The organism is Arthrobacter sp. TJ-238 (assembly GCF_058269215.1).
The window spans coordinates 228,185-249,307 of record NZ_JBZCNH010000005.1 but is presented as its reverse complement, the minus strand read 5'-3'; the positions used below and the strand labels follow the sequence as shown (position 1 = coordinate 249,307).

25 protein-coding genes are annotated in these 21,123 nt (G+C 71.0%); 14 read left to right on the top strand and 11 right to left on the bottom strand.

The features are described 5' to 3' along the window. The first annotated feature begins 96 nt into the window (after positions 1–96). The gene (locus AC4D2O_RS12670; protein WP_490907711.1) at positions 97–708 is read left to right on the top strand and encodes a hypothetical protein; all 612 of its coding nucleotides are present in this window, start codon (positions 97–99) and stop codon (positions 706–708) included. Positions 709–759: 51 nt separating this feature from the next. Here the strand turns inward: AC4D2O_RS12670 and AC4D2O_RS12665 are convergent, their stop codons facing one another. Both AC4D2O_RS12665 and dapD read right to left on the bottom strand, forming a co-directional pair. Then, positions 760–1,575 carry a hypothetical protein gene (locus AC4D2O_RS12665; RefSeq protein ID WP_490907710.1) on the bottom strand — a complete coding sequence of 272 codons (816 nt, stop codon included), beginning with the start codon at positions 1,573–1,575 and terminating at the stop codon, positions 760–762. A 66-nt stretch (positions 1,576–1,641) separates the two neighbouring features. Further along, positions 1,642–2,613 carry a 2,3,4,5-tetrahydropyridine-2,6-dicarboxylate N-succinyltransferase gene (dapD, locus tag AC4D2O_RS12660; protein WP_490907709.1) on the bottom strand — a complete coding sequence of 324 codons (972 nt, stop codon included), beginning with the start codon at positions 2,611–2,613 and terminating at the stop codon, positions 1,642–1,644. Between the two features lie 33 nt (positions 2,614–2,646). Between dapD and dapE the strand changes: the two genes are divergently transcribed. Further along, on the top strand, positions 2,647–3,738 hold the full coding sequence (gene dapE, locus AC4D2O_RS12655) for a succinyl-diaminopimelate desuccinylase (protein ID WP_490907708.1): 1,092 nt from the start codon (positions 2,647–2,649) through the stop codon (positions 3,736–3,738). Positions 3,739–3,813: 75 nt separating this feature from the next. Here dapE and AC4D2O_RS12650 read toward each other — a convergent pair whose 3' ends face one another. The 4 genes from AC4D2O_RS12650 to AC4D2O_RS12635 all read right to left on the bottom strand — a co-directional run bounded on the left by AC4D2O_RS12650 (position 3,814) and on the right by AC4D2O_RS12635 (position 7,119). After that, complete coding sequence (locus tag AC4D2O_RS12650) at positions 3,814–4,683, bottom strand: amino acid ABC transporter permease (protein WP_490907707.1); 870 nt, start codon at positions 4,681–4,683, stop codon at positions 3,814–3,816. Then, positions 4,680–5,357: an amino acid ABC transporter permease gene (locus tag AC4D2O_RS12645; RefSeq protein WP_490907706.1), complete on the bottom strand. Its 678-nt coding sequence runs from the start codon at positions 5,355–5,357 to the stop codon at positions 4,680–4,682. Before AC4D2O_RS12645 ends, AC4D2O_RS12650 begins: the two co-directional genes overlap by 4 nt. 77 nt (positions 5,358–5,434) lie before the next feature. After that, positions 5,435–6,280: a glutamate ABC transporter substrate-binding protein gene (locus AC4D2O_RS12640; protein ID WP_490907705.1), complete on the bottom strand. Its 846-nt coding sequence runs from the start codon at positions 6,278–6,280 to the stop codon at positions 5,435–5,437. Between the two features lie 62 nt (positions 6,281–6,342). Further along, positions 6,343–7,119 carry an amino acid ABC transporter ATP-binding protein gene (locus AC4D2O_RS12635; protein WP_490907704.1) on the bottom strand — a complete coding sequence of 259 codons (777 nt, stop codon included), beginning with the start codon at positions 7,117–7,119 and terminating at the stop codon, positions 6,343–6,345. A 116-nt stretch (positions 7,120–7,235) separates the two neighbouring features. On the opposite strand from AC4D2O_RS12635, the gene AC4D2O_RS12630 reads away from it, so the two are divergent. From AC4D2O_RS12630 to AC4D2O_RS12610, 5 genes are all read left to right on the top strand, one after another. Then, positions 7,236–8,114, top strand: a complete 879-nt coding sequence (locus AC4D2O_RS12630) for an LOG family protein (RefSeq protein WP_490907703.1) — start codon at positions 7,236–7,238, stop codon at positions 8,112–8,114. Between the two features lie 77 nt (positions 8,115–8,191). Then, the gene (locus AC4D2O_RS12625; protein ID WP_490907702.1) at positions 8,192–8,644 is read left to right on the top strand and encodes a DivIVA domain-containing protein; all 453 of its coding nucleotides are present in this window, start codon (positions 8,192–8,194) and stop codon (positions 8,642–8,644) included. Beyond that, positions 8,638–9,258: a DNA-3-methyladenine glycosylase I gene (locus tag AC4D2O_RS12620; RefSeq protein WP_490907701.1), complete on the top strand. Its 621-nt coding sequence runs from the start codon at positions 8,638–8,640 to the stop codon at positions 9,256–9,258. The genes AC4D2O_RS12625 and AC4D2O_RS12620 overlap by 7 nt, the downstream gene beginning before the upstream one ends. Next, complete coding sequence (locus tag AC4D2O_RS12615) at positions 9,255–10,493, top strand: hypothetical protein (RefSeq protein ID WP_490907700.1); 1,239 nt, start codon at positions 9,255–9,257, stop codon at positions 10,491–10,493. The genes AC4D2O_RS12620 and AC4D2O_RS12615 overlap by 4 nt, the downstream gene beginning before the upstream one ends. Before the next feature lie 163 nt (positions 10,494–10,656). Next, a complete protein-coding gene (locus AC4D2O_RS12610) occupies positions 10,657–10,824 on the top strand; it encodes a DUF3117 domain-containing protein (RefSeq protein WP_104049533.1) in 168 nt (55 codons plus the stop codon). 9 nt (positions 10,825–10,833) lie between these two features. On the opposite strand, the gene AC4D2O_RS12605 is transcribed toward AC4D2O_RS12610, so the two are convergent. Further along, positions 10,834–11,472: an O-methyltransferase gene (locus AC4D2O_RS12605; RefSeq protein ID WP_490907699.1), complete on the bottom strand. Its 639-nt coding sequence runs from the start codon at positions 11,470–11,472 to the stop codon at positions 10,834–10,836. Positions 11,473–11,793: 321 nt separating this feature from the next. Here AC4D2O_RS12605 and sigE point away from each other — a divergent pair, with 321 nt between their 5' ends. The 3 genes from sigE (at position 11,794) to AC4D2O_RS12590 (ending at position 13,956) form a co-directional block, all read left to right on the top strand. Next, positions 11,794–12,444 carry an RNA polymerase sigma factor SigE gene (gene sigE, locus AC4D2O_RS12600; protein ID WP_490907698.1) on the top strand — a complete coding sequence of 217 codons (651 nt, stop codon included), beginning with the start codon at positions 11,794–11,796 and terminating at the stop codon, positions 12,442–12,444. A 5-nt stretch (positions 12,445–12,449) separates the two neighbouring features. Then, entirely contained in the window at positions 12,450–13,433 is a 984-nt protein-coding gene (locus tag AC4D2O_RS12595) for an anti-sigma factor family protein (protein ID WP_490907697.1), read from the top strand. A gap of 109 nt (positions 13,434–13,542) precedes the next feature. Beyond that, positions 13,543–13,956 (top strand): twin-arginine translocase TatA/TatE family subunit, encoded by a 414-nt coding sequence (locus AC4D2O_RS12590; protein ID WP_490907696.1) that lies wholly within the window; start codon positions 13,543–13,545, stop codon positions 13,954–13,956. A 30-nt stretch (positions 13,957–13,986) separates the two neighbouring features. Here AC4D2O_RS12590 and AC4D2O_RS12585 read toward each other — a convergent pair whose 3' ends face one another. Genes AC4D2O_RS12585 through AC4D2O_RS12575 form a run of 3 tightly spaced genes read right to left on the bottom strand, consistent with a single transcriptional unit; the run spans position 13,987 to position 16,989 of the window. Further along, positions 13,987–15,117 (bottom strand): Mrp/NBP35 family ATP-binding protein, encoded by a 1,131-nt coding sequence (locus tag AC4D2O_RS12585; RefSeq protein WP_490907695.1) that lies wholly within the window; start codon positions 15,115–15,117, stop codon positions 13,987–13,989. Further along, positions 15,114–15,713, bottom strand: coding sequence for a DUF1003 domain-containing protein (locus AC4D2O_RS12580; RefSeq protein WP_490907694.1), 600 nt, complete (start codon positions 15,711–15,713; stop codon positions 15,114–15,116). Before AC4D2O_RS12580 ends, AC4D2O_RS12585 begins: the two co-directional genes overlap by 4 nt. Next, positions 15,706–16,989: a magnesium transporter MgtE N-terminal domain-containing protein gene (locus tag AC4D2O_RS12575; protein ID WP_490907693.1), complete on the bottom strand. Its 1,284-nt coding sequence runs from the start codon at positions 16,987–16,989 to the stop codon at positions 15,706–15,708. Before AC4D2O_RS12575 ends, AC4D2O_RS12580 begins: the two co-directional genes overlap by 8 nt. Before the next feature lie 134 nt (positions 16,990–17,123). Here AC4D2O_RS12575 and AC4D2O_RS12570 point away from each other — a divergent pair, with 134 nt between their 5' ends. Further along, positions 17,124–18,074 (top strand): YflT domain-containing protein, encoded by a 951-nt coding sequence (locus tag AC4D2O_RS12570; RefSeq protein ID WP_490907692.1) that lies wholly within the window; start codon positions 17,124–17,126, stop codon positions 18,072–18,074. A gap of 92 nt (positions 18,075–18,166) precedes the next feature. On the opposite strand, the gene AC4D2O_RS12565 is transcribed toward AC4D2O_RS12570, so the two are convergent. Continuing rightward, entirely contained in the window at positions 18,167–19,747 is a 1,581-nt protein-coding gene (locus AC4D2O_RS12565; protein WP_490907691.1) for an aminopeptidase P family protein, read from the bottom strand. 104 nt (positions 19,748–19,851) lie between these two features. On the opposite strand from AC4D2O_RS12565, the gene AC4D2O_RS12560 reads away from it, so the two are divergent. From AC4D2O_RS12560 to AC4D2O_RS12550, 3 genes are read left to right on the top strand one after another with little or no spacing between them, the layout of a single operon-like run. Further along, entirely contained in the window at positions 19,852–20,487 is a 636-nt protein-coding gene (locus AC4D2O_RS12560; RefSeq protein WP_490907690.1) for an NAD(P)-dependent oxidoreductase, read from the top strand. Beyond that, positions 20,487–20,936, top strand: coding sequence for a MarR family winged helix-turn-helix transcriptional regulator (locus AC4D2O_RS12555; RefSeq protein WP_490907689.1), 450 nt, complete (start codon positions 20,487–20,489; stop codon positions 20,934–20,936). The genes AC4D2O_RS12560 and AC4D2O_RS12555 overlap by 1 nt, the downstream gene beginning before the upstream one ends. Then, positions 20,933–21,073, top strand: a complete 141-nt coding sequence (locus AC4D2O_RS12550; protein WP_490907688.1) for a zinc-binding dehydrogenase — start codon at positions 20,933–20,935, stop codon at positions 21,071–21,073. The genes AC4D2O_RS12555 and AC4D2O_RS12550 overlap by 4 nt, the downstream gene beginning before the upstream one ends. Positions 21,074–21,123: the final 50 nt, after the last annotated feature.

Here is a 21,123-nt window from a genome sequence, read left to right as displayed (position 1 = left end):
GGCGCCCCGCCCGCCGTCGAGTGCCGGTCGGCCTTTGAAGCGTCCTCAGCGCCGGGTCTACTGTAGGAGCAGCCTGACCGGTCCTGAAGGAGGCCCATGTCGTACCCCGAAGACGGCCACAGCGCGTACTTCACCGTGGACACCTCGGAGGTGCTCCTCGTGGCGCTCTACCTCAGGGACCGTGCAGGCCTGCGGGATGTCGGCCTGCCGCCCCTGCCACCCGTGCGCCCCGCCGTCCGGGCCGTCGACACGGGCCGCCTGGCCCGCTCCGGGCAGGCCACGCTGCTCAGGGTCGAGTGGGAGGCGTGGTGGCACAGCCTGCTGGCGCACAGGATCAGCGCCGCCGTCCTGCCCGTCCCGCCGCTCTTCGAGGCCCTCGACGGTATGGAGGCCCTCAAGTCGCTGCTGCGGGCGCACTTCGGTGCCGCGATGGACTGGGCCGAGGAGCGGTGCGCGGAGTACGCCCTGCACGCCGGCGCGCGGGGAGCCGACAGCATGGAGGGCCTGCTGGCGCGCCTGATGCAGGAACGCGAACTCGAGCTCGGCCGCGCCGCCCACCGCTTCACCCTGCAGATCATCGAGCTGCCGCTGGGCGTCCGGCGGGCATGGTGGGTGGAGCCCGACAAGCTGCTCATGTGCCAGGACCTGTTCGACGACGAGCAGGCGTTCCGCAGCTATGTGGAGCCGGTCATCCGCATCCTGGCCTGACCCCTGTGTCCCGTGCCCGCCGGGCGGTCGGGGTGTCGGGCCCGCCGACCGTCAGGGTGTCGCGCCCGCGACGGTGACGGTGAGCGTTCCGGGGGCCGTCGTCGTCGGCGTCCACCCGCCGTCGGACCTGACCCACTCGAGCCCGGAATAGGCCACGGAGGTGACGGAGAGGGCGGAGGCGTGCGCCACGGCCCAGTGTGCGGCCGCCCAGCCGGCGGTGCCGGTGAGCTCCACGGTGAGCCGGTTCCCCTCGACCGTCCCGCCCAGCGCGCCGAAGACCTCCTCGGCGGCGGTCGCGACGGCGAGGGGATCGCCGGTGGCGTGCGGTTCGCGCAGGGTGCATTCGAGTGCGGCGGGGGAGTAGCCGGTCAGTGCCGAGGCGAACGCGCGGCCCTCGGGTTCGTGGTCCGCGTACGCGTCCGGGTAGGCGGAGCGCTGGACCGTCTGTGCGGCGACCGTAATCGGCAGCGTCTCGTACCCGGGCACCCGCACGAGGGCGTCGTAGAACGCCCCCGCGGCGTAGACGGGCGTCATGATCTGCTCCTCGGACCCCCACCCCTGCGACGGGCGCTGCTGGAACAGGCCCCGTGAGTCGGGTCCGGCGTCGTCGCCGTAGTCGATGTTCTCCAGCCTCGACTCCTGGATGGCCGTCGCGATGGCGATGGTCGCGGCGCGGGCCGGGAGGCCGCGGCCCACGGCGACGCCGGAGATCAGGGCCGCGTTCGCCGCCTGGGGAGGCGTGAGCTCGAACGTGTCCGCGCCCACGGTGGCGCTGCAGCGTTCACGGACCAGTACCTCGCTGTCGTCCAGCTGCCGGCCGGCCACGACGGCGCCTCCGACGACGACGGCCGCCAGGGCGGTGAGCATGGCGCCGGTCCTCAGCCGGCGCCTGCGCCGGAGGACGGCGGCGGACGGACCCCGCGGAACCACGCGCTAGTTGGCGTGCAGGGCGGGGTTGAGGGCGATGCCCTCCCCGGTGCGGGGCCGCGCCTCGACGGCGCCGGTGGCGGAGTTGCGCAGGAACAGGATGCCGGACTCCCCGGAGAGGTCCTTGGCCTTGACGAGGGTCCCGTCCTGCAGCGTGACCTTGGTGCCGGCGGTCAGGTAGAGCCCGGCCTCGACCACGCAGTCGTCCCCGAGCGAGATGCCCACGCCGGACTCCGCGCCGAGGAGGCACCGCTCGCCGATGGTGATCCGCTCCTTGCCGCCCCCGGAGAGGGTGCCCATGATGGAGGCGCCGCCGCCGACGTCCGAGCCGTCGCCGACGACGACGCCCGCCGAGATCCGGCCCTCGACCATGGAGTGCCCGAGGGTGCCGGCGTTGAAGTTCACGAAGCCCTCGTGCATGACCGTGGTGCCCTCGGCGAGGTGCGCGCCCAGGCGCACGCGGTCGGCGTCGGCGATCCGGACGCCCGCGGGCACGACGTAGTCCACCATGCGCGGGAACTTGTCCACCCCGTGCACCAGGACAGGGCCGCGGGCACGCAGGGCGACGCGGACGGTCTCAAAGTCCTGTACCGGCGCCGGCCCGTGGTTCGTCCACACGACGTTGGGGAGCAGCCCGAAGATGCCGTCGAGGTTGATGGTGTTGGGCTGCACCAGCCTGTGGGAGAGCAGGTGGAGCCGCAGATACGCGTCCTCGGTGCCGGCCGGTGCGGCATCCGTGTCGATGCTCACGTCGACGACCCGCTGCGTGACCCTGCGCGCGTTGTCCACCCCGGCCTCCGCGAGGGCCTCCAGCGAGTCGCGCAGGTGGGCGGACGTACCGCGGTCCTCGCCGACCCACGGCGCGGGGAACCAGGTGTCCAGCACCGTTCCGTCCGAGGCCACCGTGGCCAGACCGGTACCACCGGCCGACTGCTGCGCGGAGGAGGGCATGGACGGGCCGGGCAGGGGAGGAGTCATGGGGCCCAGTCTACCGAGGGATAGTGTTGCAGGATGATCCAGACACCCGCCGCCGAGCTCGATCTCGGCTCCGACGTGGCCCTCCTGACCGCCCGGCTCATCGATCTCGAGAGCGTCTCGGGCAACGAGGCCGGTCTCGCCGACGCCATCGAGCAGGCGCTGCGGCGCCTGCCCCATCTCGAGGTGGTGCGCGACGGCGACTGCGTCATGGCGCGCACGCGGCTAGGACGGGCGGAGCGCGTCATCCTCGCCGGTCACCTCGACACCGTCCCGCTGCCGTCGGTTCCCGGCTCCCGGGGGACGGTGCCGTCCTCCTGGGACGGCGAGGTCCTGTACGGCAGGGGAGCCACGGACATGAAGGGCGGTGTGGCGGTGCAGCTGGCGCTCGCGGCAGCGCTCACGGAGCCCACCCGGGACATCACGTTCATCTTCTACGACCATGAGGAGGTCGAGGCGTCGCTGAGCGGTCTCGGGCGTGTCGCGGCCTCCTATCCCGAGTGGCTCGTCGCGGACTTCGCCGTGCTGCTCGAACCCACGGACGGCACCGTGGAGGGCGGGTGCAACGGCACCGCGCGCTTCCACGTGAGCGTGGCGGGCAGGGCCGCGCATTCGGCACGGGCCTGGCGGGGGGTGAACGCCATCCACGGGGCGGCCGAGATCCTCGTCCGGCTCCGCGACCACGAACCCGCCACCGTCCACGTGGACGGGCTGGACTACCGGGAGAGCCTGAACGCGGTGAAGATCTCCGGCGGCACGGCAGGCAACGTCATCCCGGACAGCACCGTCGTCGAGGTGAACTACCGCTTCGCACCCGACAAGAGCCCCGAGCAGGCCGAGGCCTACGTGCGGGCGCTGCTCGAGGGGTTCACGGTGGAGCGCACCGATGCCGCCGCCGGGGCGCGGCCCGGGCTGCAGCATCCCGCGGCCGCCGCGTTCGTCGCCGCGGTGGGCGCCGAACCCAAACCCAAGTACGGCTGGACCGACGTCGCGCGGTTCAGCGCCCTGGGCGTGCCCGCCGTCAACTTCGGCCCGGGCGACGCGCTCCTGGCACACACCGACGACGAGCACGTGCACGCCGACGCCGTCCGTGCCTGCCTCGCGGCGATGGTGGCCTGGCTGTCCTGACCGGCCGGGCGAGCTCCCGACGACGCAGGGCCCGGCAGCTGCCGGGCCCTGCGTCGTTCCTGCCTCCGGTCGACCTCAGGTGGAGGCGGCGTCCATCGCGATGGCCTCCTTCGCCGCGGGCCTGCGGCCCTTCGTCCGGAAGCTCAGGAGCACGGACAGCCGGGTGGCCAGCGTGGAGAGGGCGAAGTTGATGACGATGAAGATCGCCGCGGCGACGAACAGCGACGGGATCACGTTGCCCTCGCCCACGCCGAGCCGCCGCATGTACTGCAGCAGTTCGGGATAGGTGATGATGAAGCCCAGCGCCGAGTCCTTGAGGATCACCACGAACTGGCTGATCAGGGCCGGCAGCATGGCGATGAGCGCCTGGGGGACCTCGATGTTCCGGAGCGACTGGTTCCGGGTGAGCCCGATCGCCATGCCCGCCTCGCGCTGCCCCTTGGGCAGCCCGTAGACGCCCGAGCGCACGAGTTCAGCGATCACGGAGCCGTTGTAGAGCGTGAGGGCGACGACGACGGCGATGAGCGGTGCGTCCTGGGGCTTCACGGCGCCGGAGCTGCCGAGCGCCAGCCAGAAGAAGATCATCATGAGGAGCACCGGCACCGCGCGGAGGAACTCGACGACGATGCCCGCGACCCAGCGGATCGGCGCCACGTGGGAGAGCCTGCCGACACCGAAGACCAGCCCGAAGACCACCGAGGTGACGATCGCGATCCCGGCCGCCTTCAGGGTGTTGACGAGGCCTGGCAGGATGAAGAACTCCCAGGTCCGCGCCTCGAGGAACGGCGTCCACATGCTCGCGGCGAGCTGCCCCTTGTCGGCCAGCGCGGAGACGACCCACGCGAGGATGCCGAGGACGATCAGCACACCGACGATGTTGCCGATCATGATGTTCCTGCGCGCGCGGGGTCCCGGCGCGTCGAACAGGACCTGCTGCGCGCTCATCGTGCCACCGCCAGTTTCCGTGAGGCCCAGGTGGTCAGCAGTCCGATCGGGATCACCAGGATCACGAATCCCAGGGCGAACGTGAGGAAGATCGGGATCACGAGGTCCGAGCGGAACTCGATCATGGTCTTCATGAGGCCCGAGGCCTCGGCGGCCACGGAACCGGCGGCCGCGACGGTCGAGTTCTTGATGAGCGCGATCAGCACGTTGCCGAGCGGGGCGATGGCGCCCCGGAAGGCCTGCGGCAGGATGATGAGCCGTGCCGCCGGCAGGAAGCTGAGGCCGATGGCCCGCGCGGCCTCCGCCTGACCGATGGGGACCGTGTTGACGCCGCTGCGGATCGCCTCACACACGAAGGCCGCATGGTAGAGCGCGAGGCCCACGATCGCGATCCTGAACAGGCTGACGTCGAGCTCACCGGCGAGGCTGATCTGCATGACGGAGAACAGCCCGAGGAACCCGAAGGCGAGGATGATCGTCAGCGGCGTGTTCCGGAAGATGTTGACGTAGGCCGCACCGAACCACTGAAGACTCGGGATGGGCGAGATGCGGAACAGGGCCAGCACCGTGCCGATCCCGAGGGCCCACAGGGCGGCCCAGAAGGACAGCTGGATGTTGATCCAGAATGCTGCGGGCACGTCATAGGTCTCGAACAGCGACAGGTAGTTCTCCACGGTTCACCTCTTTCCTGGTGGGGAACATGGCGTTGGTGGGGTGGTCCGCACGGACCACCCCACCAACGGGAGCAGTGCTAGGCGCAGGGCGCCGGGGTGGGCGGGTTCAGCTCTGCGTTGAAGGTGTAGTCGGCACCCTCGGTGTTGCGGGTGATGGCCTCTTCCCAGTCACCGTCGTCGATCATCTTGGTGATGGCGGCGTTGATGTCCTCGCAGCGGTCGCTGCCCTTGGTCAGGCCGACGCCGTAGTTCTCCTCGGAGAACGTGTTGCCGACGACCTTGAACTTGCCGGCGTTGGCTTCCTGCGCAGCGAGGCCGGCGAGGATGATGTCGTCGGTGGTGACCGCGTCGATCTGGCCGCCGCCCATCGCCGTGACGCACTCGGCGTAGCCCGGCTGCTCGACGAGCTGCACGCCGGGGTACTGGTCCTTGATCTTCTGCGCGGACGTGGAGCCCGTGACCGAGCAGAGGTTCTTGCCCTCGAGGTCCTCGGGGCCCGTGATGTCGCTGTCCGTGGGCACGAGGAGGTCCTGGCCGGCCACGAAGTACGGTCCGGCGAAGTCGACGGTCTCCTTGCGTGTATCGGTGATGGAGTAGGTCGCGAAGATCATGTCCACCTGCTCGTTGGACAGGAGGTTCTCGCGGTTGGCCGAGGGGGCCTCGACCCACTCGATGTTCTCCTCGCTGACGCCGAGCTCGCCCGCCACGTACTTCGCGACGTCGACGTCGAAGCCGGAGTACGAGCCGCCCTCGTCGTACCCGAGGCCGGGCTGGTCGAACTTGATGCCGATGCGGAGACTCTCGCCGCCGCCCTCCGCACTGCTACCGCTACCGCTCTCGGTGCTGTCGCCGCCGCCACAGGCGGACAGGGTCAGTGCGGCCACAGCAGCCACCGCGGCTGCTGCGTATCGGGTCTTCTGCATGGGTTCTCCTTGGTGTGCGGCCTCGCGAGGCCCTCGTGGATCGGGTGGGTGGGTGGACCTGGTCAGTGCGAGAGGATCTTGCCGAGGAAGTCCCGGGCGCGCTCGCTCTGCGGGTTCGTGAAGAACTCCTCGGGTGTGGCCTGCTCCACGATCTGGCCGTCGGCCATGAAGATGACGCGATCGGCAGCCCGGCGCGCGAAGCCCATCTCGTGGGTCACCACGATCATGGTCATGCCCTCCTTGGCGAGCGACACCATCGCGTCGAGGACCTCGTTGATCATCTCCGGATCCAGCGCGGAGGTCGGCTCGTCGAACAGCATGACCTTCGGCTGCATCGCGAGGGCCCGGGCGATCGCCACACGCTGCTGCTGGCCGCCGGACAACTGGGCCGGGAGCTTCTGTGCCTGGTTGTCGACGCCGACCCGCTTCAGCAGGGACATCGCCAGGTCCTTCGCCTCGTTGCTCCTCATACCCTTGACCTTGACGGGGCCGAGGGTCACATTCTCGAGGATGGACTTGTGCGCGAAGAGGTTGAAGGACTGGAAGACCATCCCCACGTCGGCGCGCAGCTTCGCGAGGGCCTTGCCCTCCGCGGGCAGCACCTTGCCGTCGATGGTGATCTCGCCGTCGTCGATGGTCTCGAGGCGGTTGATCGCGCGGCAGAGGGTCGACTTCCCGGACCCGGACGGCCCGATCACGACGACGACCTCGCCGCGCGCGACCTCCAGGTTGATGTCGCGCAGGACGTGCAGGTCACCGAAGTGCTTGTTGACGCGCTTGAGGGAGACGAGAGGGCCTCCGGTGGACGCGGACGGAGCCGGTCGCGGTTCACTTGTCATGGGAGAAATCTAGCGAACTATTCCTTCGCGGCAATACACCCCGGTGCAAAGGCGGCGATCGTAATTCAAGAGCAATCAAAGCGCGCACGCCACCCAGCGTTGGTTAGCCTAGGAAAATGTCTCCTTCCCAGCATCCCTCCGCCGGCGACGACGCACGGCTCCTCGCGCTGCCCGACGACGGTCAGGCCGCATCCGCTGTGCCTGGGGCGCCCGGGTCCAACGGCTCGGCCCGACCCCGCAGGGAGGCGTCGGCAGAAGGGCCAGCGACGCGGCGGAAAGGATCTGTGGAGCTGAGGCGCAGCCAGGCCACGATGCCGCAGGCCGACAAGATGCTCCTGGATGCGGACGACTCCGGCGGGTTCACGCGCACCGACCCGTGGCGCGTCCTGCGCATCCAGAGCGAGTTCGTCGAGGGGTTCGGCACGCTCGCCGACCTCGGGCCGGCCATCAGCGTCTTCGGGTCCGCACGCACGGCACGCGACTCGTCCTTCTACGCCATCGGCGAGGAGGTGGGCCGGAGGCTCGTCGACTCCGGCTTCGCCGTCATCACGGGCGGAGGCCCGGGTGCCATGGAGGCGGCCAACAAGGGCGCATGCGAGGCGGGCGGTACCTCCGTGGGCCTGGGGATCGAGCTGCCCTTCGAGCAGGGCATGAACGAGTGGGTGGACCTCGGCATCAACTTCCGGTACTTCTTCGCCCGCAAGACGATGTTCGTGAAGTACGCGAGCGGCTTCGTCGTGCTGCCGGGCGGCTTCGGCACGCTGGACGAACTGTTCGAGGCGATGACCCTCGTGCAGACGGGCAAGGTCACGTCCTTCCCGATCGTGCTCGTCGGCGTCGCATATTGGCAGCCGCTGCTCGACTGGATCCACGGCACCCTGCTGGCCGAGGGGACCATCTCCGAGAAGGACCTCTCGTTGCTGCAGCTCGTCGAGACGGCCGAGGAGGCCGTGCGGATCGTCGCCGCTTCGGCCGGCCACGACCACCCCGCCTGAGCCGTAGCGGCCCGGCCCCGGGTCAGGATCCCGTATTCCGAGGCCGACGGCCGGGGCGACTCTGGCACCATTGCGGTGTGACTATCTTCCTGGTGATCCTCGCCATCCTGCTGGTCGGCGGGACCGCCGTCCTCGCCTCGGGCCGACCGCTGCCCACCCCCCTCCGGCGACTCGCGGTGACCACGCCGGAGGGGTCCGCCGGCCGGGCCGGGCCGGCCGCCTCCGCCGGGTCGGAGGTACCCGCCGCACGCTGGGACGGGCTCGGCCTCGTGGAGCCCGTGGCCTCCCTTCCGCCCGTCCTGTTGCCGGAGAGCCCCTCGGCGCAGGACGTGGACGCGATCCGCTTCGGCCTCGGACTCCGCGGGTACCGCATGGACCAGGTGGACGAGGTCCTCGACCGGCTGGCTGTGGCGCTCGAGCAGCGGGACGCCGTGATCGCAGGGCTGCGCTCGCAGCTCTCCCGGCGGGACGCAGGGCGGGACACCGGGCAGCACGCCGGGCAGCACGCCGGGCAGGACACGGCATGGTGAGCGGAGCCGTGCCGGGCTCGGACGGCCGCCTGCGCTGCGGCTGGGCGGTCGCGAGCGCGGACTACGAGCGGTACCACGACGAGGAATGGGGCCGGCCCGTCGAGGGTGAGGCAGCGCTCTTCGAGCGGCTGAGCCTCGAGGCCTTCCAATCCGGACTGAGCTGGATCACGATCCTGCGCAAGCGGGACGCCTTCCGCCGTGCCTTCGCCGGCTTCGACCCGACGGCCGTCGCGGCGTTCGGGCCCGACGACGTCGAGCGGCTCCTGGCGGACCCGGGGATCGTCCGGAACCGGCAGAAGATCGATGCCACGATCGCCAATGCCCGGGCACTGCTCAGCCTCCCGGAGGGGACCACGCTCGCGTCCGTGCTCGAGGACCACCGTCCGCCGCCGCGCCCGGCGCCCGCCGACCTCTCGGAGGTCCCGGCCATCACGGCCGAGAGCACGGCCCTGGCCCGTGAGCTGAAGCGGCTCGGCCTCCGCTTCGTCGGGCCCACCACGGCATACGCGATGCTGCAGGCCACGGGCTACGTCGACGATCACCTCCGCGGCTGCTGGGTCCGCTCCGACCGCGACGCCGAGGCGCCTGCGATCGTCGGCGGAGGGCCCCCGTGAGCCGTACCGGCGCGACCAGGACCCACCGGACGCCGTCCCCCGCGTTCCCCTCCACCCTGGCGTCCAGGCTCTCCGCCGTGCACTGGTCCGTGCAGGTACTCGCGGTCTTCCTCGCCGGCCGCCTCGTCTCCACCGCGATCCTCCTGATCGCCGCCGCACGCCAGGGCCCGAGTCCGTGGTCCGGCGCCGCTCCCGGCTACGGCACGTTCATCAACTACTGGGACAGCGGCTGGTACGAGCGCATCTTCACGGAGGGCTACCCGTCCGAGCTACCCCGGGACGACGCGGGCGTCGTCAGCCACAACCAGTGGGCGTTCTACCCCCTCCTCCCGGGACTGGTCCGGCTCCTCGACGCCGGCACCGGCCTCGGCTGGGGGGTCCTCGCGCCCGTGGTCACGGTCTCGGCCGCGGCAGGGGCCTCGCTCGTGGTCTACCGGTTCTTCCGTCTCCGCACCGCCCACCGGACCGCGCTCGCGGGGGTCGCCGTCGTGTCCTTCGCCCCCGTGGCCGTGATCCTGCAGGTGCCGTACGCGGAGTCGCTGCACCTGCTGCTGCTCTCCTCCTCGCTCTACCTCGTGGCGACACGGCGCTACTACGCGGCGATGCCCGTCGTAGTGTTGATGTGCTCGGCACGGCCGGCGGGGGTACCGTTCGCGATCGCGGTGGGCATCCTGTTCGTCGCGGCGCTCTGGTCCGCCCGCCGTCCGGGGGCGGACCCGGCGCTCCGGCGGGCGGTGCTTCCGCTCTTCCTGCTGGGCGTGGTCTCGTCCCTCGCCGCCGTCGCATGGCCCGGGATCGCCTGGGCGGTCACGGGACAGCGCGACGCCTACGTGGCTACCGAGACGGCCTGGCGCGGTGAGCCGCTCGCCCCGTTCGTCCCGTGGTTCGACGCGCCCGCCGCGGTGCTCGGCCCCGGGGCCGCGGTGCTGGTGGTCGCGGCCCTCGTGATCGGGGTCGCCGCGCTCTTCCTGACCCCGGCGGTGCGTTCCCTCGGGCTGGTGGCCGGCGCCTGGTGCGCCGGGTACCTGCTGTACCTCGCCGCCTTCTGGGACCCGCAGTCCAGTACGTGGCGCATCCTGGGACCGCTGTTCCCGCTCGCCCTGGCGGTCGCGACCGTCGGCCGGGGCCGCATCCTCTGGGTGGTGCTGCCGGTCTCCGTGGTGCTCCAGTTCCTCTGGGTGGACCGGCTGTGGGGCTGGACGCCCACCGGCCCGGACGGGGATTATCCACCCTGAGTGTGATCCACGCCGCACCTGAATTAGCAGGAGCAGCCCTTGTGCTGAATAATGATGGTGATGACGTGCACCGCCGGACCTTTCATCAGGCGCCGGAGCGGAGCACTGTTTACTGTCGCGCTACCGCTGGTCGCGGTCGCGCCCTGTTGAAAGGGACACCCCCATGGCTGCCATGAAACCGCGAACCGGCGATGGACCGATGGAAGTCACCAAGGAAGGGCGCAGCCTCATCATGCGGGTGCCGATCGACGGCGGTGGCCGCCTCGTCGTCGAGCTGAACGCCGAAGAGGCCGGCAAGCTCAAGGACTGCCTGCTCACCGCCACGAATTAGGCAGCGCTCTCAGGCGCGCTGCTTGACCGCCAGGAGGAGTCCGGTGCCGGTCGGCAGGAGTGCCGACACGAGTGCCTCGTTCTCCCGGATCGCCTTCCCGATCTGTCGCAGCGTGTTGGTCGACTGCTCGCGCACGGCCGGTTCCGCCACGCGGTCCTGATCCAGTGCGTCGTTGACGATCAGGATGCCGCCGTCCTTCAGCAGCCGCGTGGCCTGTTCCACGTACGCCGGAAGGCCCGGCTTGTCCGCGTCGATGAACACCAGGTCGTAGGCCCGGTCCGTGAGCCGCGGCAGCACATCCGCGGCGCGCCCGGAGATGGTCCGCGTGCGGTTCGAGGGGATCCCTGCCTCCGCGTACGCCTCACGGGCTGCGCGGAGGTGGTCGACGTCGGAGTCGATGGTCGTCAGGACGGCGTTGCGGCCGAGCCCCCGCAGCAGGCACACGCCCGAGACCCCTGCTCCGGCCCCGACCTCCACGGCGGTAGTGGCCTTCGAGGCGGCCGCGAGCACCGTGAGGGCGGCGCCGACCGCGGGCGTCACGGGCGCGACGCCGAGCTCGTGGGACCTGTCACGTGCCCTGAGCAGGACGTCGTCCTCGTCCGGGAGTCCTTCGGTGTAGGACCAGCTGCTGTGTTTGTCGGCGGCCATGGGCGTCCGTTCTGTCGTTCGCGGGAAATCGTGCGGGAAATCGTGCGGGCTGTCGGGTGGCGGGAGCCCCGCGTCAACACTACTGTGCGGCGCGCCCCTCCTTCCATGCGGGCGGCCCGGCGGCAGCGCGGGAGGGTAGCGCATCCGACCGGCGGGGCGCCGCGCAACACGCGCGGTGCTGCCAGCTTGCTCCCAGCTTCGTGGGAAAGACTTTCCATTCGGGACATCCGGCATGCGTGCAGTCCCGAATCCCCCGTACCACGGCTCGTGCCCGTCAGCAGGAGCAGGGGCCGGTCCGGGATCCACGGCGAGAAGGGGTACATGATGTCCAGCGTCAAGGCGGCACGCGCCGCGATGGAGGCAGTCGCCGAAGCGGACGCGCCCATCCTCGATGAGCACGGCAATCCGTGGGTCGCGCCGTCGTGGGAGGAAGTCGTCACCACGTACTCGCCCAAGGTCTACCGTCTTGCCTACCGGCTCACGGGCAACCGGTTCGACGCCGAGGACCTCACGCAGGAGGTCTTCGTGAGGGTCTTCCGGTCCCTCGCCAACTTCAAGCCCGGCACACTGGACGGCTGGTTGCACCGCATCACCACGAACCTCTTCCTCGACCAGGCACGGCGCAAGACCCGGATCCGCTTCGACGGACTCACGGAGGAGGCGGAGAGCCGCCTGCCCAGCAAGCACCCCGGCCCCGAGCGCAGCTTCGAGTTCAACAACCTCGACGTCGACGTGCAGGCCGCCCTGGAGGAGCTGCCGCCGGACTTCCGCGCCGCCGTGGTGCTCTGCGACCTCGAGGGTCTCGCCTACGACGAGGTGGCGCAGGTGCTCGGCGTCAAGCTCGGCACCGTCCGGTCCCGCATCCACCGCGGACGCACGATGCTGCGCGAGAAGCTCGCCCACCGCGATCCGCGCAGGTCCGGCGGGAACGGCGCCGCCCTCGGAGTCCCGCGGATCGCCGGCCTGGGCTAGGACCGATGCTTCATCCCCAACGTTCGCTCCAGGACCTCGTGGACGGCGAGCTGTCCGATCGGCGCCGCATCGCCGTGGAACGGCACGTCTCCCGCTGCGCTTCGTGTGCAGCGGCGGTCGCGCGCCTCCGGAGCCTCAAGAGCGCCCTGCTGGGCCTCCGGAACCCCTCGCCGGACCCCGAGTTCCAGCAGCGACTCCTCCTGCCGGCACTCGATACCGCGGCGTCCCCCGGCGGGTCTCCCGCAGGCGGGCGCGAGGCGCGGACCGGCTCCAGCGCCGCATTCGTCCGTGCGCACCACGAGCGCACGACGCCGCGACGGCGCCACCGGACGCTCGTCCTGGCGGGCAGCTCCGCCGTCGTCGCCACCACAGTGCTCGCCGGTGCGTACGTCGTCGGCTCCGAGGCCGGTACGGCACCTGAGGGCGCTCGGGGGTCGACGGCGCTGCGCGCGGGCTGGGACTCCGTAGCGCCGCGCACACCCACCTATCTCGACACCGCCCAGCTCGAGACGCTGCGGGCCGGCGGCTGGTACTGTCCGGAGCTCGAGTCGCTCGGGTTCACGCTCCAGAGCGCCGAGGGCATCACGGTCGGCGGCAGGCCCACCCTCGAGCTGGTCCTCGAGAACGACGGCGACACGGTCACCGTCTACGAGCAGCGGAAGGTCGGAGACACCGGGAGCGGCGGCGAGCCGCCCCTGAACGCCGTCACCGGCAGCGACGTGACCACGGACGGGTTCGAGCACGTCGGCGGTGCCGACCGTGACATCTGGGTGCGCTCGGGCCGGCCGTGGCAGGTGGTCCTCGACAGCCCCACGGTCACCTACACCGTGGTCTCGGACCTGCCCGCGGCCGCGATGCCGCAGACCCTCACCCAGCTCGTGGCGACGGAGCACGCCCAGCTGTCGCTGGCACCGCAGGGCCAGGACGATTCGATGATGGAGCGGATCATCCGCGGCCTCTCCCGGATCATCCATCCCCAGGGAGACTAGGTAGCCGCCGGGCGACGCGGACGTGGACCTTCGACGGCCCCGACGTCCGGGCGTCCGAGGGGTGCCGGGGGAATGTGTTCGGCGTGAGCCGGGAAGGTAGTCTTTTCACGTGTTGGGAATCAACGGCCTCGAACTCGTGGTCCTGGCGATCATCGCCGTCGTGGTGCTCGGCCCGGAGCGACTTCCGGAGTACGCCGCGCAGCTCGCGCGGCTCGTCAGGGGACTGCGGCGCATGGCGAGCGGAGCGCGTGAGCAGCTGCGGGAGGAAGTGGGCCCGGAGCTCGACGAGGTGGACTGGCGCAAGCTCGACCCCCGCCAGTACGATCCCCGCCGCATCATCAAGGAGGCCCTCCTCGACGACATCGAGGACGTCTTCAAGCCCTTGAGCCCCAACGCCCCCAAACCCGTGGTCGCCGCTCCCGCTCCCGCAGCGGTCGCGGCCTCCCGCCCCGCCGTCCAGGTGCCGATCGGGCCCCGCCTGGAAGCCGGCGATCCCGCGCCCTACGACCGCGAAGCCACCTAGGCAGGTCCGGGCCGCCCGGTCGGAGCCGCCTCAGCGGACACGGACGGGAAGCTTCAGGCCCTCCAGGCCACGCGGACGACGCGCCAGCGCCGACGCTATCGTCGCCAGTTCCTGCCGCGCCCTCGAGTCCACGCTGCCCAGCACGAGGGGGACACCGGCGTCGCCGCCCTCCCGCAGCGACACGTCCAGCGGGATGCTGCCGAGCAGGGGGATGTCGGCGTCGAGCGTCGCCGACAGGCGCGCAGCGACGGTGCTCCCGCCGCCCGCGCCGAACAGTTCGAGCCGCCCGCCGTCGGGCAGTTCGAGCCACGACATGTTCTCGATCACCCCCGCCACCCGCTGCCCCGTCTGGGCGGCCATGGCGCCGGCCCGCTCGGCGACGTCCGCGGCGGCGCTCTGCGGCGTGGTGACCACCAGGAGTTCGGAGGCCGGCAGCAGCTGCGCCACGGAGATGGCGATGTCTCCGGTACCCGGCGGCAGGTCGAGGAACAGGACGTCCAGGTCGCCGAAGTACACGTCGGTGAGGAACTGTTCCAGTGCCCGGTGCAGCATCGGTCCGCGCCAGGAGACGGGCTGGTTGCCCTCCACGAACATGCCGATGGAGATGACCTTCACCCCGTACGCCACGGGCGGCAGGATGAGCTCGTCCACGCGTGTGGGCTGCTGCGTGATGCCCATGAGGGCGGGGACGGAGAAGCCGTAGACGTCCGCGTCCACGATCCCCACCCGCAGGCCCTGCGCGGCCATGGCGGCGGCCAGGTTCACGGTCACGCTGGACTTCCCCACGCCGCCCTTGCCGCTGGCGACGGCATACACGCGTGTGAGCGACGACGGCTCGTTGAAGGGGATGCCGCGCTGCCCGCCGGCACCCTTGAGCCGTTCCTTCAGCGCATCCCGCTGCGCCTGGTCCATCACGCCGAGCTCCACCTCCACGCGCTCCACGCCGTCGACGCGCGAGAGAGCGGCCTCGGTGTCGGCCGTGATCGAGTCGCGGAGCGGGCACCCGGCGATCGTCAGCAGCACCCGGACGCGGACCGTCCCGCCGTCGACGGTCACGGACTCGAGCATCCCGAGTTCGTCGATGGGACGGCGCAGCTCCGGGTCGATCACGGTCGAGAGGGCGGCACGGACGGCGGTCTCGGCCGGCAGATCGTGGTTCACCGGGAGGGCTTTCTCCCGGTGGACTGGACCCTCGGCAGCGACGTCGTGCCGTCGGACGGCTTGCGGGGCTTGCGTTTCTGCAGGGTGAGTTCCTGGCCGTCGGTCGTCTCGAGCAGCTCTTCGAGGATCGAACGGAGTTCCGATCGCACGTAATCCCGCGTGGCGACCTCGCGGATGGCGATGCGGAGGTCCGCGATCTCACGCGTCAGGTACTCGGTGTCGGAGAGGTTCCGCTCGGCCCGGTGGCGGTCCTCCCGCATGGAGACGCGGTCCCGGTCGTCCTGGCGGTTCTGGGCGAGCAGAAGCAGGGGCGCGGCGTAGGAGGCCTGCAGGGAGAGCATCAGGGTCAGCGCCGTGAATCCCAGTGCCGCGCTGTCGAAGCGCAGGTTCTCCGGTGCGACGGTGTTCCAGATCAGCCAGAGCGCGACGAAGACCGTCATGTAGAAGAGGAACTGCGGGGTGCCCATGAAGCGTGCAATGTTCTCCGTGCCGCTGCCGAACCGGTCCGGGTTCGGTCGCAGGCGCGGGAGGAAGCGCTTGCGCGCCTCGCGCGGCGTGTCGAGTCCGCGTGAATTGGATCGGATCCTCTCAACCACGGCGGTCACCTCGTGTCGGTACAGCTGCGTCGTCCTGTGCGCGCCAGTCGTCGGGCAGCAGATGGTCCAGGACGTCGTCGACGGTCACGGCACCGACGAGCCTGCCGTCCGTATTGACGACCGGCAGGGAGTTCAGGTTGTAGGTGGCGAGGATTCGCGACACCTCGCTGACGTTCGCCTGGTCACCGACCGCCTCGAGGTCGGTGTCGATGATGTTGCCGAGCGGTTCCGGCGGCGGGTAGCGCAGCAGTTGCTGGATGTGCACCACGCCGAGGTAGCGGCCCGTCGGTGTCTCGAGGGGCGGGCGGCACACGAAGATCGAGGAGGCGAGCGCGGGGGTCAGCTCCTCCCGCCGCACATGGGCGAGGGCCTCGGCGACCGTGGCCTCCGGGGGGAGGATCACGGGCACAGTGGTCATGAGGGAACCCGCCGTGCCCTCCTCGTACTCGAGGAGACGGCGCACGTCCTCGGCGTCGTCGGGCTCCATGAGCTGGAGCAGCTCCTCCTTCTGCGCGTCGGGCAGTTCGTTGAGGAGGTCCGCGGCGTCGTCGGGATCCATCTCCTCGAGCACGTCCGCTGCGCGTTCGCGCGTGAGCGACGTGAGGATCTGGACCTGGTCGTCGTCGGGCAGTTCCTGCAGGATGTCGGCGAGGCGGTCGTCCTGCAGTTCGCCCGCCACCTCGAGGCGCCGCTTGTCGTTCATCTCGTGCATCGCCTCGGCGAAGTCGGCGGGCTTGAGGTCGTCGTGCTGCGCGACGAACTGCGTGGCGCCCTGCGGCTCGTCGGTATTGCCGTGAAAGGCGTCGAGCCAGTCGATGATGAGGCGCTCGCCGCCGCGGCGCAGCCCGCGCAGGGGGGACACCGCGCCGCCGCGGCGCACGAACAGCTGGGAGACGTGCCAGTCGCCGGCGCGGTTGCGTTCCATCGCGATGTCCTCGACGACGGCGCTGCCGCTGCCGTCCCGGAGGGTGAGCCGGCGGTCGAAGAGCTCGGCGACGACGAGCATCTCGGCGCCGCGCTGCTCGAAGCGGCGGAGGTTCACCAGGCCGGTGCAGATGATCTGGGACGGATCCATGGACGTGATGCGTGTCATCGGCACGAAGACGCGCTTCTTGCCGGGCACCTCGACCACGAGACCCACGACCTGCGGGGCCTTGGCGGGGCCGCGGTCGAGCACGACGGCGTCCCGCAGGCGGCCCAGGCGGTCACCGAGGGGGTCGAACACATCGAGGCCCAGCAGGCGGGCCACGAAGACGCGGGTGGGGTTGGTAGTCACAGCTCTAGGCTATCGGCCCGGACGGGCTCGCACGGCATCGCGTCCAGGCCGTGCGCGGCCTCCCGGCAGCGCAATGTCCGGGGAACTCCTGCGAATCCTCCCGCGGTCGCGGGCGTTAGGCAAGAATGGACACCATGTCGACATCACCACTTGGAACCACTGCCTCCCGCGATCTGGGCCGGGTGCTGCCCACGGGCGAGACCATCGGCCGGTATACGAGCTACCTCGATGCCCAGAAAGCCGTGGACTACCTCGCGGACAACAAGTTCGCCGTCCAGCGGGTGGCGATCATCGGCAACGACCTGAAGACCGTCGAGCGAGTCACGGGGCGACTGAGCTACCCGCGGGTGGCGCTCGCGAGTGCCGCGACGGGAGCCTGGTTCGGCCTCTTCGTAGGACTGATCCTGAGCCTGTTCGCCGGCAGCGAGTCAGGAATCACCATCTCCTCCTCCATCGCGCTGGGCGCCATCTTCTGGCTGCTCTTCGGCGTCCTGACCTACACGTTCCAGCGCGGGAGGCGCGACTTCACCTCGACGAGCCAGGTCGTGGCGACGAGCTACGACGTGATCGTGGAGCCCGGTCTTGCCGCGGAAGCCCGCCGCATTCTGCAGCAGCTGCCCATGAACGGGCAGGCCCAGCACCCGGGCGGCGCTCCTGCGGCCTGGGGACAGGCTCCCGGACAGGTACCGGGCCAGGCCCCGCAGCAGCTGCCCGGGCAGGGCCAACAGCCGGCTCCCGAGCGCCCCGCGGGCTGGAACGATTCCTACGCCGGTCAGCCGGGGCAGGGGCAGCAGGGGCAGCAGGGTCCGCAGCAGCCCGGCACGGCCGAGGAGCAGACCGCGGGTCCGGGCACCACGGGCCCCCGGCGGGGCCAGTTCCCCGACCTGCCCGACGGCAGGCCGCAGTACGGTGTGCGCGTCGACGAGCCGCAGGCCGTCAACACCTCGGGCAACCCCTCGGGCGACGCCTCGGGGACTCCCGCCGGGACCGCGGCGGGGACCGGGGACACGGCTGCGGGCGCAGGCGACTCCACGGACGACCGGCCCGGTAGCCACGGCTCCTCCGCGGCGGGCGGGCCGCGCTAGCACTCTCCGGACAGGCGAAGGCCGGGACCCGATGGGTCCCGGCCTTCGCTTTCACTGCCTGCCGCTGTCGGGCGGCTGGCGCCGGGCGAGCGTTACTCGCCGGTGCTGCCCCAGATGCCCGCCATCCAGGTCTCGACGTCGTCAGGGCTGCGGGGGAGTGCTGCGCTGAGGTTCACGGGACCGTCGGCGGTCATGAGGATGTCGTCCTCGATGCGGACGCCGATGCCCCGGTACTCCTCGGGGACGGCCAGGTCCTCGGCCTTGAAGTAGAGGCCCGGCTCGATGGTGAACACCATGCCCTCGGTTAGGATGCCGTCGAGGTACAGCTCCCGCTTGGCCTGCGCGCAGTCGTGGACGTCCATGCCGAGGTGGTGGCTCGTGCCGTGCGGCATCCAGCGGCGGTGGTGCTGGCCCTCGGGCGCCAGGGCCTCCTCGAGGGAGACGGGCAGGAGCCCCCAGCTGTCGAGGTTCTCGGCGAGGACGGCGACGGCGGCCGCGTGCACGTCGCGGAACTTCCGGCCGGGCTGCGCGGCGGCGAAGCCCGCGTCGGCGGCGTCGAGCACCGCCTGGTAGATCCTGCGCTGGGTCTCCGAGTACCGACCGGTGACGGGGAGGGTCCTCGTGATGTCGGCGGTGTAGAGGCTCTCGGCCTCGACGCCGGCGTCGAGCAGGAGCAGGTCCCCGGCGCTCACCTGGCCCGTGTTGCGGATCCAGTGGAGCGTGGTGGCGTTGTTGCCCGATGCGGCGATCGTGTCGTAGCCGAGGTCGTTGCCCTCCTCGCGCGCCCGGGTGAAGAACGCCCCTTCGACGACGCGCTCGCCGCGCGGGTGCGTCAGGGCCCGGGGGAGGGCCCGGACCACTTCGTGGAAGCCGTTGACGGTGGCGGCGACGGCGGCCTCCATCTGCTCGATCTCCCAGGTGTCCTTGATGAGCCTGAGCTCGGAGAGCGCCTCGGCGAGCACGGCGTCGAGGGCGTCGGCCTGCTCGAGGTCCACGCCGGTGTTGATCCGGGAGGTGTCGACCAGCGCGTCCGCGTTGAAGTCCACCTCGCGGAGCAGGCGGATGCTGACACCGCCGACCGCGGAGACGCCGGCGTCCTTCGTGATGGCCACCTCGAGCTCGGCCAGGTCGGCGGTCTCGAGGTCGAGCTGGGCCCTGAGCTGCGCCATGGACAGGCGCTGGCCGATCCAGAACTCGCCGTAGCGGGCGTTCGCGTAGAACTCGGCACTGTCGCGCCCGGCGAGCTCGCGGAAGTACAGCGTGGCGGTGTGGTTGCCGCCGTCGTCGCCCGTTCCCGGGTCCACAGGTTCGAGGACGAGCACGGCGTCGGGCTCGTGGTCGAGGCCGACGCCGGTCAGGTGCGCAAAACCGGAGTGCGGGCGGTACCGGTAGTCGGTGTCGTTGGAGCGGACCTTGAAGGGGCCGGCGGGGATGACGATGCGCTCGCCCGGGAACCGGTCGGAGATGGCTCGGCGACGGCGGGCCGAGTGCTCCGCGACGGGTGCAGCGGGCGGGAGGTCGTCCGAGGCCGGCGCCCAGCTACCGGCCATGAACGCCTTGAAGGCCTCGGAGTCGGGCCGCTGCGAGCGGTTCTCGTTGCGGTCGGACAGCGGCTGGCCCTCCGGTGCGTCGATGGGGAAGTCGGATGCGGGGGCGGTGTCGTCGGTGCTCACCCCGCCATCGTCCCACCATCGCCGGGGGTCGTGAAAGTCCGGGCTCGGAGTTAGTTTAGGAACTAATATATTTCCACCCGCTCACGCATCAGGAAGGCGGACCCGTGGCCACGCTCGCGGTCTTCGGCGGCTCCGGCAGGACCGGGCGCCATGTCATCGAACAGGCTCTCGAGGCCGGGCACGCCGTGCGCGTCCTCGCACGATCGGCGGGCTCCATCCGGTCCTCGGGAGCACGGTTGACGATCTTCGAGGGAGACGTCCTCGATTCCGCCGCGGTCGACCGCGTGATCGCGGGGAGTGACGCCGTCATCAGCGTCATCGGGCAGGTCGCGGGATCCCCGGCGACCCTGCAGACCGACGGCATCCGGAACATCACGGAGGCCATGGGGAGGCACGGAGTCCGGCGCATCGTCTCGCTGTCCGGCGGCGGACTGCCCGACCCGGTGCACGACAGGCCGAAGGCCGCGGACCGGATCACCCGGACCCTGCTGAGGCTGCTCTCACCCAAGGTGCTCGCGGATGCCGAGGGACACCTCCGTGTCCTCAGCGACAGCGGTCTGGATTGGACCGTCGTCCGCGGTCCGCGCCTGCAGGACAAGCCGCGCACCGGTACCTACCGCGTGGGCTGGGTGGGCGTCGACTCGAGCACCACCGTCGGACGCGCGGACCTCGCCGAGTTCCTCCTGCGGCAGGTGGACGACCGCTCCTTCATCCACCTGCTCCCCATGGTCAGCTACTGATGCCCGCCGATCCCCGTCGGGACGAACTGCTCGCCCAGGCGATCGACAGCATGGCGTCGCTGACGAGGGACCTCGCGGCCGCGGGCTCGTACCCGTTCCGCGAGCGGCGCCTCGGCCGGGCCCCGATGAACGTGCTGTACCGGCTGTCGCGGACCGGCGGGGTGGGCATCGGTGCGCTCGCCGCCCTGCTCGACGTCACCAGCGGAGCGGTGAGCCAGCACGTGGACCTGCTCCGGAAGGCCGGTCTCGTGACGGTCGACGTCGACCCTGCCGACGCGCGCGCACGGATCGTGCGGCTGACCGACCAGGCGCACGCAGAGGTCGCCGAGTTCCAGCGCGGCTGGATCGAGGCCATCGCTCCCCGTTTCGACGACCTGACCACGGACGAGGTCGCGGACCTCCGACGGCTCCTCTCCCTCGTCCGTCCGGCCGGCACGACCACTCGATGAGGGCTGCGGCCTTCCACCTCACCGACGCGGGGAAGCTGCGCGTCGTCGGCGACCGGACCTCTCCGCTCGCCGAGGCGGCAGAGGCCCACCGCCGGAGCGAGTGCGGGCAGGTGTGGCGGGCAAGCTCGTCCCGGTGACCGGAGCGGCGCAGGCACCGGTAAGCGGGCCCGGGGCCCGCGGCGCGTAG

What these genes read in the sequence shown, in the direction of transcription:
- dapE (WP_490907708.1), top strand. Translation starts at nt 2,647, where the DNA reads ATGATCCAGACACCCGCCGCCGAGCTCGATCTCGGCTCCGACGTGGCC.
- AC4D2O_RS12595 (WP_490907697.1), top strand. Translation starts at nt 12,450, where the DNA reads ATGCTTCATCCCCAACGTTCGCTCCAGGACCTCGTGGACGGCGAGCTG.
- AC4D2O_RS12610 (WP_104049533.1), top strand. Translation starts at nt 10,657, where the DNA reads ATGGCTGCCATGAAACCGCGAACCGGCGATGGACCGATGGAAGTCACC.
- AC4D2O_RS12620 (WP_490907701.1), top strand. Translation starts at nt 8,638, where the DNA reads ATGGTGAGCGGAGCCGTGCCGGGCTCGGACGGCCGCCTGCGCTGCGGC.
- dapD (WP_490907709.1), bottom strand. Translation starts at nt 2,613, where the DNA reads ATGACTCCTCCCCTGCCCGGCCCGTCCATGCCCTCCTCCGCGCAGCAG.
- AC4D2O_RS12635 (WP_490907704.1), bottom strand. Translation starts at nt 7,119, where the DNA reads ATGACAAGTGAACCGCGACCGGCTCCGTCCGCGTCCACCGGAGGCCCT.
- AC4D2O_RS12550 (WP_490907688.1), top strand. Translation starts at nt 20,933, where the DNA reads ATGAGGGCTGCGGCCTTCCACCTCACCGACGCGGGGAAGCTGCGCGTC.
- AC4D2O_RS12605 (WP_490907699.1), bottom strand. Translation starts at nt 11,472, where the DNA reads ATGGCCGCCGACAAACACAGCAGCTGGTCCTACACCGAAGGACTCCCG.
- AC4D2O_RS12630 (WP_490907703.1), top strand. Translation starts at nt 7,236, where the DNA reads ATGTCTCCTTCCCAGCATCCCTCCGCCGGCGACGACGCACGGCTCCTC.
- AC4D2O_RS12665 (WP_490907710.1), bottom strand. Translation starts at nt 1,575, where the DNA reads ATGCTCACCGCCCTGGCGGCCGTCGTCGTCGGAGGCGCCGTCGTGGCC.
- AC4D2O_RS12670 (WP_490907711.1), top strand. Translation starts at nt 97, where the DNA reads ATGTCGTACCCCGAAGACGGCCACAGCGCGTACTTCACCGTGGACACC.
- AC4D2O_RS12640 (WP_490907705.1), bottom strand. Translation starts at nt 6,280, where the DNA reads ATGCAGAAGACCCGATACGCAGCAGCCGCGGTGGCTGCTGTGGCCGCA.
- AC4D2O_RS12650 (WP_490907707.1), bottom strand. Translation starts at nt 4,683, where the DNA reads ATGAGCGCGCAGCAGGTCCTGTTCGACGCGCCGGGACCCCGCGCGCGC.
- AC4D2O_RS12555 (WP_490907689.1), top strand. Translation starts at nt 20,487, where the DNA reads ATGCCCGCCGATCCCCGTCGGGACGAACTGCTCGCCCAGGCGATCGAC.
- sigE (WP_490907698.1), top strand. Translation starts at nt 11,794, where the DNA reads ATGATGTCCAGCGTCAAGGCGGCACGCGCCGCGATGGAGGCAGTCGCC.
- AC4D2O_RS12570 (WP_490907692.1), top strand. Translation starts at nt 17,124, where the DNA reads ATGTCGACATCACCACTTGGAACCACTGCCTCCCGCGATCTGGGCCGG.